Raw genomic sequence first — 16222 nt, forward strand, 5'->3', positions numbered from 1 at the left:
CAACAGATCAATAGAGGTGTTGGAAATGGAAAGAAAAAAATTAGGACTTTTAGTGATGGCATATGGAACACCATACAAAGAGGAAGATATAGAACGGTATTATACACATATTCGTCACGGAAGAAAACCATCTGAAGAAGCATTACAAGATTTAAAAGATCGCTATCAAGCAATTGGTGGTATATCTCCACTTGCAAAAATCACCGAAAATCAAGCACATACACTAAAAGAAAAATTAAATAAAATGCAAGAAGACTATGAATTTGAAGTATACATTGGTCTAAAACATATTGAGCCATTTATTGAAGATGCTGTCGAACAAATGCATGGAGATGGGATAACAGAAGCAGCATCTATTGTACTTGCGCCACATTATTCTACTTTCAGTGTGAAAGCATATAATGGTCGTGCCCAGGAAGAAGCAGCGAAATATGGGATTACCCTTCATTCTGTTGAAAGCTTTTACAAAGAAGAGAAATTTATTCAATATTGGGCAAGAGAAATCAAAAAAGAATATGCTAAAATGACAGACAAAGAACGTGAAAATGCTGTTTTAATTGTATCTGCACATAGTTTACCAGAAAAGATTTTGCAATTTAATGATCCATATCCAGATGAATTGAAAGAAACTGCAGCACTTATTGCTGATAAAGCAGACATTTCGAACTATGAAATCGGCTGGCAAAGTGAAGGAAACACTCCTGACCCATGGCTTGGGCCAGATGTGCAAGATTTAACTCGCGATTTATTTGAGCATAAAGGGTATCGTGCGTTTGTGTATGCACCAGTTGGCTTTGTTGCGGATCATTTAGAGGTTCTATATGATAATGATTATGAATGTAAAGTGGTCTGTGATGATGTAGGAGCTAGCTACTATCGTCCAGAAATGCCAAACACAGATTCATTATTTATTGAATCAATGGCAAATGCCGTCTTAAATAAATTGAGAAGTGATTTATCATGAGTCAAAAAAATATTTTAATAGTAGGTAGTGGAATTACTGGCTTAACCGCTGCCTTCTATTTAAAAAGGGAAATCAAAGAAAAAAACTTACCCTATAAAGTGAAATTAGTAGAAAAAGGAATGCGCCTTGGTGGGAAAATTCAAACTGTTAAAAAAGATGGATTTACCATTGAACGCGGACCAGACTCTTTTTTATCACGGAAAAAACCAGCTGTAGAGCTTGTTGAAGATTTAGGAATGTCGGATGAACTCGTTCGTAATGGTACAGGCCAATCTTATATATTAGTAGGTAAAAATCTACATAAGATTCCACCTGGTTCATTTATGGGTATCCCTGTTCATGTTCGGCCATTCTTATTCTCTGATATATTTTCTACAAAAGGAAAACTACGAGCAGGAATGGACTTATTTATTCCAAAAGGAAAACCTAAAAAAGATCAATCATTAGGTATGTTTTTTAGACAACGATTTGGTGATGAATTAGTAGAAAATTTAATTGATCCACTTCTTTCTGGAATCTATTCTGGAGATATGGATGAAATGAGTTTGATGGCTACTTTCCCGAACTTCTATCAATTAGAACAGGAGTATGGAAGCTTAATCAAAGGACTCCAAAAGACGATGCCAAAACCGAAAAAGACAAAAGAAAAAAAACAGGGCATATTCTTTTCATTAAAAAATGGGTTGGAATCACTTGTTGACCAGTTAGGAAAACAAATAGGACCAGAAATCATTGAAATGAATAAAGCGGTGGATCATATTGAGAAAAAGGCCCATCACTATCATGCTTTAATGAATGATGGGACAGTCTATAAAGCAGATGCAGTCATTATGGCTACTCCACATAACACATTACCGAAAATCTTTAGCCAATATGACTTTTTCCGTACATTTGAGGATGTCCCAATGAATTCTGTAGCAAACGTAGCACTTGCCTTTGACAAATCTGCTATTAAAAAGGATATTGATGGAACAGGATTTGTTGTGTCACGAAATAGTAAATTCCGGATTACTGCTTGTACATGGACACATAAAAAATGGCCAAATGCTGCTCCAGAAGGAAAAGCACTCGTCCGTTGTTATGTAGGACGGCCAGATGATCCAGAGGCTGTTAATTTAACAGATGATGAAATGGTAAAACTTGTTTTAAAAGATTTGAATAAAATTATGAGAATCAAGAAAAAACCATTGTTCCATGTTGTCTCTCGTTGGAAAAATATTATGCCACAATATACTGTTGGTCATGTGGAGAGACTTCAAATAATAAAAGAAGAAATGAATACCCATTTACCAGGGATTTATTTAGCCGGTAGCTCGTTTGAAGGTGTTGGTTTGCCGGATTGTATAGACCAAGGAAAAACAGCAGTAAGCCAAGTGTTGGATCACTTGAAAGAAGAATAAAGAAAAGACAAGGATTGTTTCCTTGTCTTTTCAGTTTATGCAGCCGTAGTTTAAAAACAACTTCGGACATACATCCTGTGACCAGAAATGTGGAAATCGGCGAACCCGGTCACGAATAGTAGCTAATCGTGCTTGGAATCTAGGAAATCAGCGAACCCGGTCACGAATAGTAGCTAATCGTGCCTGGAATCTAGGAAATCAGCGAACCCGGTCACGAATAGTAGCTAATCGTGCTTGGAATCTAGGAAATCAGCGAACCCGGTCACGAATAGTAGCTAATCGTGCCTGGAATCTAGGAAATCAGCGAACCTGGTCACGAATAGAGGCTAATCATGCCTGGAATCCGGAAAAACAGCGAACCCGGTCACGAATAGCAGCTAATCGTGCCTGAAACCTTAGAAATCAGAAAATATGGTCACGAATAAATGCTAATTGTTACTAAAAATAGCAATATCACACAAACCGGTCACGATTAACAGGAAAAACACATTCTTCCTCGAACATTAAACCCAAGATTTCGATTATCCTTCATAACTTTTTTCTAATTCATCAATCAATGATCCAACATAGCTAACAGCTTTTTGGATTGACTCGGCTTTAGTCATATCTATTCCTACTTGTTTAATGAGTTCAAGTGGGGCCTTTGTACCTCCAGCTTTTAGAACATCCAACCAGCGATCAACAGCAGGTTTTCCTTCTTCTTGAATCATTTGTGCTACAGCAGTAGAAACGGTGAGTCCTGCTGAATAAGTATATGGATAAAGTCCCATATAATAATGTGGTTGGCGCATCCAAGTAAGCCCTGCACCATCATCAAATTTGACTCCATTCCCCCAGAAGTTTTCCAGCGCCCCTAACTTTTGTTTAGATAAAACATCGGCCGTAAGTGGTGTGCCTTCCTCAGCTAATGCATAAACCCGACGTTGAAATTCTCCCTCTAACAAGTGTGTTACAAAATTATGGTAATAGGTATCTAATAATTGCGTAATCACCCAACGCTTCATTTGTTTGTCTTTTGCTTGTTTTAATAAATAATTTCCAAGTAATAATTCATTCATGGTGGAAGGAGCTTCAACAAAATAAGTGGAAACTTTTGTATTGAATAAGGATTGGTTTTTGTTTGCTAGATAGAAATGTCCAGCATGTCCAAGTTCATGTGCTAAAGTAAATGCACTAGCCATAGAATCTGCCCAAGTAAGTAAGATATATGGATGTGCACCATATGGACTGGAACAAAAAGCTCCAGTGGATTTTCCAATATTATCGGATAGATCTACCCAACGTTCGGTTAATCCTTTTTCCATGATTTCATGGTATTCCGGTCCCATCACTTCTAAAGCATTTAGAATAGTTGTTTTTGCTTCTTCATAACTTGTTGTAGGATTGTAATCTGGGTCAAGTGGTGCTTTTAAATCACTATAACGCATCTCTTCTAGCCCGAGTTTTTCCTTTTTCAGTTTGGCATAGCGTCGCATATGGGGTGCGAGTTCTTGTTGAATCACATCTAATTGATTATGATACATTACTTCTGTTACCTCTTGCGGCTGAAGAAGCATCTTTGTGACAGAATCATAACCACGCAAACGTGCCATGGTCACTTGTTTAGTTACTTCTGTTGCATAGTTCGCAGCGAAAGTATGTTTATATTGATTTAATGTTTGTGTATATGATTGATAGCTATTTCTTCGTAGTGCAGTGTCCTCAGACAGTTCATATTTTTCCTCATGAAGTGCTGCTGACATTGGTAATTCGTTGCCATTTCCATCCTTTACAGGGGAAAACGACATGTCTGATGACTTACTTCGTTCATAAATCATATATGGGGCAGCATGAACTTCTTCTAATGCAGCTAATGTTTCCTCTATATCAGGTGCTAAGGTATAAGGTTTCTTTTCTAATATATCTTCTAATGTTTTCTTGTAATTAGTGAGTTTAGGTTCTTCTTTTAAAAATTGCTGTATTTCTTCTTCAGACCGTTCGAGAAGTTCAGATGTAATAAAAGTTAATTGTGCTCCGATTTTTGCAAAAGCACTTGCTACCTTTGCTTGATTTTGTTGGTGTTTTGGATCACTACCATTTGTATTTAAACGAAGGTTTGCATATGTAGCAACTTGAATGAGACGTTCTTGATAATTTTCGTATATGGTTAAACACTGTAGGATTTGCTTTGCATTTGTGAGTTTTCCTTTAAAAGCAGTGATTTTTTCAATATCTGTTTGAATGAATGATAATTCTTTTTCCCATGCTTCATGAGAAGGAAATAAAGCAGATAAATCCCAGGTTAATTCTTCTGGTACCTCCGAACGCTTCAGGCGGTTTGTTGTTTGTGTAGTCATTTGATATGATCCCCTTTCTTGTTATAGAAATTATTTCGATTCTCAAAATAATTATAATACATAACAGAAAAAATTAATAGCATATTTCAATAATTCATATAATTCCCCAAAAAAAAGAACAGCTATGGGAGATAGCTGTTAAGAGGAAAGGAAGTATCATGTTACAAATACAGTAAAATAGGTCTTTTGGATTTGTTATGACTATCTTGCTGGATGATTGCATTCATCACAAGTATTACCATAACAATCCGCTTGTTCATACATTGCATTGCCACATTCTTGGCATTTTTTCTTTGGAAGATTTCTAAAAAACTCTAATACGTTAACCATTTATATCCTCCTCCACGTGCAATTTGTAATGCAACAGTTTTAAGAACTTGATACTGTGTTATAACAATTTCAAGTGTTGTTTATATTGTATTACAACAATAGGTAAAATGTCAACACTGTTTTATAACAAATTTTATTTTTTGAAGATTTTAATGAAAAAGTCTACTATTTAAGTAATTGTTTGGAAAATTAATTATTTGGTTACCCAATTTTTAGTGATTTACACACTTTCATAATCAACCACCTACATTTATTTTACTTAAACTCTAACACTTACAGATTAACCTGATAAGTTGCGATGTATAAAAATATCCATTAAACTTAAAGAGGAGTAAATATACATATATTTGGAGGTAAAGCTATGAAATTTATTGATAATAAAGGAATTACAGATCCAACCGTAAACTTAGCTTTTGAGGAATATATTTTACAAAATTTTGGAGAAAAGGATACTTACCTCTTATTTTATATTAATGAACCTTCCATCATTGTCGGAAGAAACCAAAATACAATCGAAGAAATTAATACCGATTATGTAGAGAAGAATAATATTAAAGTTGTTCGCCGTCTATCTGGTGGTGGTGCGGTTTACCATGATCTAGGGAATATTAATTTTAGTTTTATTACAAAAGATGATGGCGATAGTTTCCATAACTTCGAGAAATTTACGAAACCAGTTGTACAAGCTTTAAAAAATATCGGTGTGCCAGCTGAATTAAAAGGTAGAAATGATCTTGTAGCAGGGGGCAGAAAGATATCTGGAAATGCAATGTTCTCTACAAAAGGGCGGATGTTTAGCCATGGAACATTAATGTTAAACTCAGAAATTGATCATGTTGTAGATGCTTTAAATGTAAACAAAGCGAAAATTGAGTCTAAAGGAATCAAGTCTATTCGTAGTCGTGTTGCAAATATTGTTGAATTTATGGACGAAGCCATTCCAATGGATGAATTCAAAAGCATGTTACTACGTTATATTTTCGATGTGGAAGATATAAAAGATGTCCCTCGTTATGAACTGTCAGAAGAGGATTGGAATAATATTTATGAGATCGCAGAAAAGCGTTACCGTAACTGGGATTGGACATATGGAAAATCACCAGCATTTAATATTCAACAATCACATAAATTCCCGTCTGGCTTTATTGATGTTCGCTTAGATGTTAAAAAAGGAATCATTGAAAACTGTAAAATCTATGGAGATTTCTTTGGATTAGGGGAAGTCAATGTATTAGAAGATGCTTTAAATGGTGTTCGACATGAAAAACAAGCAATTAAAGAAGCATTAGCAGATATCGATGTTCCACATTATCTTGGAAAAATTACAGAAGAAGAATTTATCGACTTAATTTATTAAGCAAAGAAAATCACTTAAAGAAAAATTTCTTTAAGTGATTTTTTTGTATATTTTTATTCTTCATCGTTCAAACTAAAAGTAGGAGGGATTTCACATTGAAAAAAGAAGAGAGACAACCCGAATTTAATGCATCGACATTTCTTAATCCTGATTTTGAGCCTTCATTTCTCTATCCAATTATAGGGGAAGAAGAGACGGAAACAAATCAAATAATGAATTCAAATCAGGAAAATAGTAAAAAATAACTAGAAAAATTCAAATTTTTATCACTTTTCTATATACTTTTACCTAGTTTTTTGATAAATTAGTATAAAGCCTCTTTCTTTTCATTCATGAAAGGAAGAATGAAATGATAAAAAATTTATATACTTCATCACATGAAGTTACTCCTTTGACATTGGCAATTGTTGCAGATCACGATGAAAATGGCAATCCTGGATCTTGGATTTTAGATGAGCAGGAAGAATATTATGTGAGTGGTATCTCACCAAGCAAGATGATTGACTATGCTTGTCGTTTTTTCGGATCGAGCCTAAAAGGCAGACAAGAAGGGACTCGCAATATTTGCGGAATCACCCACAAAGCTCCCATTTCCATTGATCCATCGAGTGGCATGTATTTTTTTCCCACCCTTTCACCAGTAAACCCCGAATGTTCCTGGATTGCTCACTCCCATATTGAACTGGTGAATAAAGCATCAAATCAAGGTTCAGAAATAGTTTTCATAAACGAAAGAAAACTACTTTTAGATGTATCCGTCGGTTCACTACTCAACCAAGTACAACGCACAGCGCAATTTCGTTATTTGTTAGATAGTCGGATTAAGAATTTGCAGAAGCATATGGTGGAAATTGTTGCAGAGCCCTAATCATTAATTCCTGTAAGATGTTCTCTACCTTTTTACGAATTGCTGGATGAAAATAACTTCGTATTTCTTCCCGACCTTGACAAATGAACAAATAGGATGTAAACATGCCATCTTTCTTTTCTAAATGTACTTGAATCTTTTTATCTCTCATGTCCTTACGCAATTCTTTTCGTTCATTCAATGCTTGCAGAAGCATTTTTTCTAATAAGTTCAAATAAGGCTCCTCAATCTTAACACCTAGATTGATTGACTTCATGTCTTTTCTAATGACAATAATTGCCATGGAAAGGAAAAGAAAACGAGAAGCTATTTGCAATTCCTCTCTTTTTAAGTACCGCATCATGATAGCCCTCCAATAACGAACATTTGTTCTATTATATCTTAAAAAAGAGACATTATGCAATAAAAATAACAAAATCATAAAATATGAATAGAAAGAGGCCATTTTCTACATTCATACTATACATATGACATGGGTTACTTTAAAATAAAAGAAGGACATGATTTTTAATGGGGACATTTTCTAAAAGGCAGTGTGTTTAAGGAGACTTGTAGGGATGTATGTTTACAATATTTTAACCGACTGGAAACAGTTTTATAAAGAAGGTAATTTAGATGAGTATATTATTGAGTTACTGGACCAATACCAAAGTTTAGGTCCCTTACCAGGTATCTTTTTACCTTTTATCGAATCCTTTTTTCCGTTCTTACCTTTATTTGTATTTGTTTTTGCAAATGCTGCGGCATATGGTCTATTACAAGGGTTTATTTTTTCGTGGATTGGATCTATTCTTGGGGATATTACCGTTTTTATGATTATTCGTAAGCTTGGTAAGAAGCGTATTTTTAATAAACTCCGAAAGAACAAGCAAGTACATAAGGTAACAAAATGGGTAGAACGTCATGGGTTCGGACCATTATTCGTATTGCTATGTTTTCCTTTTTCTCCGTCATCTGTTATTAATGTCGTGTCAGGACTATCGAAAATCCGTGTTTATCAATACGTTCTTGCCATCCTGTTAGGAAAAGCAGTTATGATTTTCTCGATGGCATATGTTGGTTCAAGTATTATTGAATTTGCGAAAAATCCGCAAAAAACAATTTTAATTGCCATCTTTATCGGGATGTTTTGGCTGATTGGTAAATATATTGAAAAACGCCTACATAAGAAAACAAATTACGACAGTATGGAAACATCTGTGAAAAATGAATAACACTATATGAAAGCTTCTATCTTTGATAAAATAATAAATAAGATAGAAGCTTTTTTAATGATGAATATAAAGGAGAAAAAAGAATGGGACTACGATTTATCTTGGGGAGATCAGGTACAGATAAAAGTGCAGCCATTTTTAAAGAAATAAAAGAAAAATCCATTCATGATCCACAAGGGCCACCAATCTTTTATATCGTACCTGACCAGATGACCTTTGATCAAGAATATACATTGTTTCGTGATCCTAAATTTACGGGAAGTATTCGAACACAAGTAGCGAGTTTTTCTCGCTTAGCTTGGCGAGTACTTCAAGAAACAGGTGGAGGAACAAGACAATTTATTAGCTCCATCGGTATTCAAATGTTGCTTCGAAAAATCATTCAAGAAAAACAAGGGGATTGGCTTGTTTTTCAAAAAGCAACGGAAAAACAAGGATTTATTGAACAATTAGAAACGATGATTACCGAATTTAAACGCTATCAAATTACCCCTGACATGCTTTCACAACAAAAAGAAGTAATTGATCAATTTGTCCATAAAGAAGCTGGAGAAACTGCTTTAATGAACAAATTGGATGATTTAACTTATATTTACGAAAAGTTAGAACTCCATTTGAAAAATCAATATATTGATGGAGAAGATCAGCTTCAATTATTAGCAGAGAAAATACCTCAAGCAAGCTTTTTACAAGATGCGGAAATTTATTTAGATGGGTTCCACCGATTTACGCCAATAGAATTACATGTAGTAAAAACGTTAATGCAAACATGTAAACGACTAACCATTGTATTAACAACAGACGATCCTGAAATAGATGAAGGGGAGATCCCAGAGCTAGATTTATTTTACCAAACAAAAACAACCTATCATCAATTAAAGCAATTGGCACAAGAAGATGGTATATCGATTGAATCACCTGTGTATTTACAGGCAGAAGAAGGGAAGTTTCAAGACCATCCTTATTTTGCTCACTTAGAAAAACACTTTCATGAAACGCCTGTTCCAACATATGATGGACAAGTACCAATTAAAATCGCAGAAGCAGTCCATCCACGTGCTGAAGTAGAAGGGGTTGCACAGGAGATATTACAACTCGTTCGGGAAGATGGCTATCGTTTTCGTGAGATTTCTATTCTGATGCGAGAGTCGGAAACCTATCATGATTTAATTGCAACGATTTTCGAAGATTACGAGATTCCGGTATTTATTGATGAAAAACGATCGATGTTAAACCATTCTCTTGTCGAATTTATTCGTTCCTTATTAGAAGTTATCCATGGGAATTGGCGTTATGATGCTGTTTTTCGTATGTTGAAAACCGGATTTATCCCAATTCAAGATAAAAAATATCCTTTAACAAGGGATGCGATAGACGAGTTGGAAAACTATTGTTTGGAATACGGAATTCGTTCGCGAAGTAGTTGGTTTTCTGAAGAAGAATGGACTTATGAGCGTTATCGTGGGTTTCAACGTAAAGCACAAACAGATGATGAACAATGTGTGCAAGAGCGAATCAATCGCTATCGAAATCAAGTAACACATGCCTTGCGTCCGTGTGATGAGGCAATTAGAAATGCAACGACTGTTCGTGAATATTGTGAAATTATCTATACCTTACTCGAGAAACTCCATGTTCCGAAAAAATTAGAAGAACTTCGCTCCTTGTATGACGATGCTGGACAAATTGAAAAGGGCCGTGAACAAGAACAAGTTTGGAATGCACTTATTCAATTATTTGATGAAATGGTGGAAATGGTTGGAGATGAAAGTCTTTCATTTACTGTGTTTCAGGAAATGTTGGATGCTGGTTTTCAAACGTTGAAGTTTGCCCATGTTCCACCAAGCATGGATCATGTGATTGTTGGTTCTGTAGATCGTTCTAGAATCAGTGGGAAAGCATGCACCTTTTTACTTGGAGTAAATGAAGGATTATGGCCAATGAAGCCACCAGCAGACAGTGTGATTAATGAACAAGAACGTGAATTGCTTGCTATTCATGGGATGAAGTTAGCAGATACAAGTAAACGCCAATTATTAGATGATTGGTTTTATATGTATCTCGCATTTACATCAGCCGAAAAATACTTATGGGTGAGCTATCCGATTAGTAATGAAGAGGGTAAAGCAAAAATGCCATCTCAATTAATTCGGAAGTTAGAACAGTTATTTCCGGTTTGTGAGGAACATTTACTCCTACAAGACCCCGATGAATTGGTTGATGCCGAACGATTTATTACTACACGAGAAAAAACAAGGGCAGCTTTAACTGCTCAGTTATCACGATATGTAAGGGGTTATCCGATGAAACCGGTGTGGTGGCATGTTTTAAATTGGTATATGACAAACCACCCGAAACAGAGTACATCCTATAATGTCTTGCAAAGTTTACGATATGAAAACAAACCTGTGTCATTAACAAAAGAAACGGTTACGAAATTATATCCGAAACAGATTAAAGCGAGTGTTTCTCGTTTAGAAACATATTACCGCTGTTCATTTCAGCATTTCGCGAAATACAGTCTAGGGTTAAAGGAAAGAAAAACATTTAAATTGGATGCACCAGATATTGGACAGCTTTTCCATGAAGCATTAAAAATTATTACAGAATGGATTCAAGAAGAAGGAACAGATTATGCAAAATTAACAAAAGAGAATGCGAATGGCTATGCGAAACGAGCTGTTCATCAATTAGCTCCCGTTTTACAACATCGTATCTTATATAGTTCCAATCGTTATCAATACATTCAACAGAAATTACAACAAGTAATCGCTAGAGCGACCTTTGTATTAAGTGAACAAGCACGAAAAAGCGAATTTTCACCCATTGGTTTAGAACTAGGATTTGGACTTGAACAAGATGCAGACCTTCCACCGATTACATTAGAATTACCGAATGGGTTTGAGCTTGTTTTACGAGGGCAGATTGACCGTGTAGACCGTGCATCACAAAATGGTCAACTGTATTTGCGAATTATTGATTATAAATCTAGTGCCCATCAATTACGTTTATTGGATGTCTATTATGGGCTTAGTTTACAAATGTTGGCTTACTTAGATGTAGTATTAGCGCATTCAGAGCAATGGCTCGGTATTAAAGCATCTCCAGCAGGAGTTCTGTATTTCCATGTTCATAACCCGATGATTTCTGGAAAAATACCTTTAAATGAACAAGCCATTGAAAAGGAAATATTTAAACAATATAAAATGCAAGGATTACTTGTTCGTGATGAAGGAATTGTTCAATTGATGGATACTTCTTTAAGCTCAGGGACAAGCCAGATTATTCCCGCTGGTTTAAAAAAGAATGGTGGATTTTACAGCCACTCTAAAGTAGCGGATGATGAAACATTTTCAGTTTTACAAAATCATATCCACCAGCTAATGACAAAGGCTGGAATTGATATTACAACAGGTGAGATTGATTTAAATCCATTCCAACATAAACAGCAAAATGCGTGTACATTTTGCCCATTTAAATCTGTTTGTCAATTTGATCCAATCATTGAAACAAATACGTTCAAAAAGATACCAGATATAAAAGATGATGATATTTTAACAATATTACGGAAGGAAGGGGACAAGTAAATGGTGAAATGGACACAAGAACAAGAAAAGGCAATTTACACATCAGGTAGTGACGTACTTGTGGCTGCAGCAGCAGGTTCCGGGAAAACGGCTGTATTAGTAGAGCGCATTATTCAAAAAGTTCTTAATCAAGACCATCCAGTAGATATTGATTCTTTACTCGTTGTTACCTTTACCAATGCGGCAGCACAAGAGATGCGTAATCGTGTAGGAGAAGCATTGGAAAAAGCATTAGCGAATCACCCAACATCCAATCATTTAAAACGTCAATTATCTTTATTACAACGGGCATCCATTTCCACGCTTCATTCTTTCTGTTTGGATATTGTGAAACAATATGCATATCTTTTGGATATTGATCCACGGTTTCGGATTGCCGATGATATGGAAGCAGATTTAATCCAACAAGAAGTAATGGAGGATTTATTTGAAGATTGGTATGGAAAAGAAGAAGCTGTTCGTGAGCGTTTCTTTGCAGTGGTGGACCGGTTTTCAAATGATCGTAATGATATAGATGTAGAAACATTAATTCTAGAACTATATCAATTCGCGATTCAAAATCCATGGCCAGAAAAATGGTTGGATGAATTAGGCATTGTTTATCATGTGCCAGAAAATTGGACAGAAGAAGAACTTCCGTGGTTACAAATTTTAAAGGAAGAAGTAAATGACCAATTTATAGCGATGGAAGCAGAAATGAAGCGGGCAATGGAAATTGCAAGGGAAAGTGATGGACCATACACATATATGGAAACAATCGAGTCTGATGAAAAAATGCTTCATGAAGCAAAGGAATTTTTAACATCATGGACAGACTTAGAGACCTTCATGCAAACAAGTAAATTTGTACGCTTGTCTAGTAAGAAAATGGAATGTAACGAAGATAAAAAAGAACAAGTGAAAAAGTTACGAGATCAATATAAAGACCGTTGGAAAAAGCTAACCGAGAAATTTTTCGTCCGTAACTTAGAAAGTCATGTAGCAGACATGCAAGAGTTACTCCCAGTAGTTGAGCAGCTAACTGAATTAGTAAAGGACTTTAAAAAACGATTTACAAAATTGAAAAAGGAAAAGGGAGTAGTCGATTTTTCCGACTTAGAACACTATTGCTTACAATTATTAATCGGTGAAGCATCTACACCAGTTCAAGTGATTCCGTCCAATGTGGCAGAGCGCTTGCAAGATCAATTCAGTGAAGTGTTAGTGGATGAATATCAAGATACAAACCTCGTTCAAGAGACGATATTACGCCTTGTTCGTAAACCAGAGGAATTAGGGAATATGTTCATGGTTGGGGATGTGAAACAAAGTATTTATCGTTTCCGTCATGCAGAACCAACCTTATTCATTGAAAAATATAAACAGTTTTCTAATGCAGATTACCCTGGAGAACGAATTGATTTAGCTAGAAACTTTCGGAGTCGAAAAGAAGTTTTAGCCGCAACTAATTTCATATTCAGGCAAATTTTAGATGAAAAGCTTGGAGAAATGAATTATACGAAAGATGCAGAATTAATTTATGGAAATAAGACATATGATGAATTGCCATTTCCGGAAGCAACACCAGAACTGATTATCATTGATCGAGAAAAGCCAGAGGAACAATCTATTTCTCCTGATGAAGAGAGTTATCTAGATTTAGAAAAAGCACAATTAGAAGCACGTGTCTATGCGGAGAAAATCAAACAATGGATTGGTAAAGAAGAGAATACAACTCCATTACAAGTTTTCGATAAAGAAAGAGGAGCACAGCGAGATGTTCAATATCGAGACATTGTTATATTACTACGTTCTATGACAGGTGCACCAACAATGGTGGATGAACTAAAAAAACAAGGAATACCGGTGTATGCGGAATTATCCACTGGATACTTTGATGCAATCGAAGTGAAAGTGATGATTAGTTTTTTAAAAACCATTGATAATCCAAGACAGGATATTCCACTAGCTTCTGTTTTACGTTCGCCAATTGTTCAACTCAATGAAGAAGAATTAGCGAAAATTCGTTTAGCAGACAACAAACGAACCTATTATGATGCCCTTAAAGCATATACGAAACAACATGATGATGAGATGACAAGAAAAATAGCATTGTTTTTAGAACAATTAAAACGATTTCGGATTGCTTCTAGACAAGGCGCGCTCTCTGAATTAATTTGGAAGATTTACAGGGAAACAGGATTCTATGATTTTGTCGGTGGAATGCCTGGTGGAAGACAACGCCAAGCAAATCTTCGTGCATTATACGACCGTGCTCGAGGGTACGAAACAACATCTTTTCGTGGTTTATTCCGGTTTTTACGATTTATTGAACGAATGGAAGAAAAAGGGGATGACCTCGGGGCAGCAAAGGCGCTTAGTGAACAGGAAGACGTTGTTCGTATTATGACCATTCATAAAAGTAAGGGATTAGAATTTCCAGTGGTCATTGTCGGAGAAATGGCTAAAGAATTTAATTTAAAAGATACCCAAAAGCGGTATTTACTACACAAAGAACTTGGATTTGCAAGTAATTATATTGATCCAATCAAACGTATTACGTATCCAACATTATTTATCCAAGCTGTGAAAAATGAGAAACTACGAGAATTATTAGCAGAAGAAATGCGTGTTCTCTATGTTGCATTAACACGTGCAAGGGAAAAGCTTGTCATGGTTGGAAATATCCCTTCATTTGAAAAAAAACAAGATAAATGGGAACAAATGCTAGATCATTCTGACTGGGTATTTCCTGCTTATTTTCGTGAACAATTTAAAACATATCTTGATTGGGTCGGAATTTCGCTGATGCGTCATACAACATGTGACATTTTAAGGACAGAAGAAGTAAATGAGCATGTTCTATCCGAAATCCAAAAAGACCCTTCGAAATGGAAGATACAGATTTTACATGGAAGTGAATTAGAAAATTTAGAGGATGCAGTTTTGGAAAGGAATGAAGAGATAAAGGAACATCTTCATGAGTGGCAAACCGTTCAAACAGAGGATAAAGCATTAGATGAGTTTGTGGATGAAAGACTTACCTTTAAATATCCACACCAAGCTGCTATAACAACACGAGCGAAACAATCAGTAACAGAAATCAAACGGCTATATGAAGAAAAGGATGCGTTTAGTGCAGACCAAATCATTGTTCCTTTTCAAGCACCTATTACAAAACGGCCAGCATTCATGCAACGTGAAAAAACCATTTCGGCAGCAGAGAAAGGAACAGCCATGCATACCGTAATGCAACATATTCCATTTAGAAAAGAAATGAATCATGCGGAGATAGAGGAATTCATCGAAAGTTTAGTAGACAAAGAGATATTACGAAGGGAAATGGCCGATGTAGTAGATATCGATGCCGTGGAGCGATTTTTCCATACAAATATTGCTGAATATATGAAAACTGTACCAAAAATCTACCGAGAAATCCCGTTTAGTTTAACACTCCCAGCAAACGAAGTGTATCAAACATGGAAAAGTGATGAAGAAGAACAAATTTTAATTCAAGGGGTATTAGACTGTGTAATTCCACAAGAAGATGGATGGATCATCTTAGATTACAAAACAGATACCATCAATGGTGAGGTAACAGATGAAGTAAAACAGCAACTAGAAAAACGATATACTACCCAATTAAATCTCTATCGGAAAGCCATTGAAACGATTTGGCAACAACCTGTCAAAACAACTTATTTATATTTCTTTTCGAAGGAATTATTGCTTGAAGTAAAAGGACAAGAAATAGGGGCGAAATTAAACTAGTTATGTTAGGATAAATATAAAAGATATTAAAAGGGGAGAATATGATGAGTAAAACCGATGAAGGATACAGGAAGATTCAGTTAGGCTTTCATTTAATTATTCTCCTTTTTGAAACAGGTATAAAACAAAAGGCTAACACACTAAAAAACCTCCTAAAAATGTGCAACTATAGGATACTAGCATTAGAAAAAAGGTCGGAAATGGATCCGATCTTTTTCTCTGTCATTTTAGTTCAGAAATTTTTGATTTCATATATGGAACATTATGTTAATATTGAATGGATAGTTATATGAATGAATCTGTATTCATAGATAAGTTAAAGTATTTTTATGAAAGAATGAAAAAGGGGGCGGATTTCAAATGCCCATATCAAACGAATAGGTGTATTTAAACAATAAGAGATCAAAGGATTTGTA

The 16222-nt window shown here is 35.4% G+C and carries 11 protein-coding genes; 8 read left to right on the forward strand and 3 right to left on the reverse strand.

Annotated elements, in window-relative coordinates; all coding sequences use genetic code 11:
- Positions 1 to 25 precede the first annotated feature (25 nt).
- Together hemH and hemY are read left to right on the forward strand one after the other, a co-directional pair.
- A complete protein-coding gene (gene hemH, locus FHP05_RS09945) occupies positions 26 to 964 on the forward strand; it encodes a ferrochelatase (protein WP_147667823.1) in 939 nt (312 codons plus the stop codon).
- Positions 961 to 2364, forward strand: coding sequence for a protoporphyrinogen oxidase (gene hemY, locus FHP05_RS09950; RefSeq protein ID WP_147667825.1), 1404 nt, complete (start codon positions 961 to 963; stop codon positions 2362 to 2364). Before hemH ends, hemY begins: the two co-directional genes overlap by 4 nt.
- A gap of 521 nt (positions 2365 to 2885) precedes the next feature.
- Here the strand turns inward: hemY and pepF are convergent.
- Positions 2886 to 4700, reverse strand: a complete 1815-nt coding sequence (gene pepF / locus FHP05_RS09955; RefSeq protein ID WP_147667827.1) for an oligoendopeptidase F — start codon at positions 4698 to 4700, stop codon at positions 2886 to 2888.
- A gap of 201 nt (positions 4701 to 4901) precedes the next feature.
- Positions 4902 to 5030 (reverse strand): protein YhfH, encoded by a 129-nt coding sequence (gene yhfH, locus FHP05_RS09960; protein WP_147667829.1) that lies wholly within the window; start codon positions 5028 to 5030, stop codon positions 4902 to 4904.
- Positions 5031 to 5391: 361 nt separating this feature from the next.
- Between yhfH and FHP05_RS09965 the strand changes: the two genes are divergently transcribed.
- The 3 genes from FHP05_RS09965 (at position 5392) to FHP05_RS09970 (ending at position 7255) form a co-directional block, all read left to right on the forward strand.
- A complete protein-coding gene (locus tag FHP05_RS09965) occupies positions 5392 to 6387 on the forward strand; it encodes a lipoate--protein ligase (RefSeq protein ID WP_147667831.1) in 996 nt (331 codons plus the stop codon).
- A gap of 95 nt (positions 6388 to 6482) precedes the next feature.
- Positions 6483 to 6632 (forward strand): hypothetical protein, encoded by a 150-nt coding sequence (locus FHP05_RS15370; protein WP_191126316.1) that lies wholly within the window; start codon positions 6483 to 6485, stop codon positions 6630 to 6632.
- A gap of 104 nt (positions 6633 to 6736) precedes the next feature.
- Positions 6737 to 7255 (forward strand): competence protein ComK, encoded by a 519-nt coding sequence (locus FHP05_RS09970; protein WP_147667833.1) that lies wholly within the window; start codon positions 6737 to 6739, stop codon positions 7253 to 7255.
- On the opposite strand, the gene FHP05_RS09975 is transcribed toward FHP05_RS09970, so the two are convergent.
- Positions 7209 to 7598 (reverse strand): hypothetical protein, encoded by a 390-nt coding sequence (locus FHP05_RS09975; protein WP_330998088.1) that lies wholly within the window; start codon positions 7596 to 7598, stop codon positions 7209 to 7211. The two genes, FHP05_RS09970 and FHP05_RS09975, sit on opposite strands and share 47 nt — an antisense overlap.
- A 214-nt stretch (positions 7599 to 7812) precedes the next feature.
- Here FHP05_RS09975 and FHP05_RS09980 point away from each other — a divergent pair, with 214 nt between their 5' ends.
- The 3 genes from FHP05_RS09980 to addA all read left to right on the forward strand — a co-directional run bounded on the left by FHP05_RS09980 (position 7813) and on the right by addA (position 15806).
- Complete coding sequence (locus FHP05_RS09980; RefSeq protein ID WP_147667837.1) at positions 7813 to 8469, forward strand: TVP38/TMEM64 family protein; 657 nt, start codon at positions 7813 to 7815, stop codon at positions 8467 to 8469.
- An 83-nt stretch (positions 8470 to 8552) separates the two neighbouring features.
- Positions 8553 to 12056 (forward strand): helicase-exonuclease AddAB subunit AddB, encoded by a 3504-nt coding sequence (gene addB / locus FHP05_RS09985; RefSeq protein WP_147667839.1) that lies wholly within the window; start codon positions 8553 to 8555, stop codon positions 12054 to 12056.
- Positions 12057 to 15806: a helicase-exonuclease AddAB subunit AddA gene (gene addA / locus FHP05_RS09990; protein ID WP_147667841.1), complete on the forward strand. Its 3750-nt coding sequence runs from the start codon at positions 12057 to 12059 to the stop codon at positions 15804 to 15806.
- The last annotated feature ends 416 nt before the right edge of the window (positions 15807 to 16222 follow it).

The sequence above is a fragment of the Cerasibacillus terrae genome, assembly GCF_008039555.1.
Taxonomy (GTDB): Bacteria; Bacillota; Bacilli; order Bacillales; family Amphibacillaceae; genus Cerasibacillus; species Cerasibacillus terrae.

What these genes read in the sequence shown, in the direction of transcription:
- hemH (WP_147667823.1), top strand. Translation starts at nt 26, where the DNA reads ATGGAAAGAAAAAAATTAGGACTTTTAGTGATGGCATATGGAACACCA.
- hemY (WP_147667825.1), top strand. Translation starts at nt 961, where the DNA reads ATGAGTCAAAAAAATATTTTAATAGTAGGTAGTGGAATTACTGGCTTA.
- pepF (WP_147667827.1), bottom strand. Translation starts at nt 4,700, where the DNA reads ATGACTACACAAACAACAAACCGCCTGAAGCGTTCGGAGGTACCAGAA.
- yhfH (WP_147667829.1), bottom strand. Translation starts at nt 5,030, where the DNA reads ATGGTTAACGTATTAGAGTTTTTTAGAAATCTTCCAAAGAAAAAATGC.
- FHP05_RS09965 (WP_147667831.1), top strand. Translation starts at nt 5,392, where the DNA reads ATGAAATTTATTGATAATAAAGGAATTACAGATCCAACCGTAAACTTA.
- FHP05_RS09970 (WP_147667833.1), top strand. Translation starts at nt 6,737, where the DNA reads ATGATAAAAAATTTATATACTTCATCACATGAAGTTACTCCTTTGACA.
- FHP05_RS09975 (WP_330998088.1), bottom strand. Translation starts at nt 7,598, where the DNA reads ATGATGCGGTACTTAAAAAGAGAGGAATTGCAAATAGCTTCTCGTTTT.
- FHP05_RS09980 (WP_147667837.1), top strand. Translation starts at nt 7,813, where the DNA reads ATGTATGTTTACAATATTTTAACCGACTGGAAACAGTTTTATAAAGAA.
- addB (WP_147667839.1), top strand. Translation starts at nt 8,553, where the DNA reads ATGGGACTACGATTTATCTTGGGGAGATCAGGTACAGATAAAAGTGCA.
- addA (WP_147667841.1), top strand. Translation starts at nt 12,057, where the DNA reads ATGGTGAAATGGACACAAGAACAAGAAAAGGCAATTTACACATCAGGT.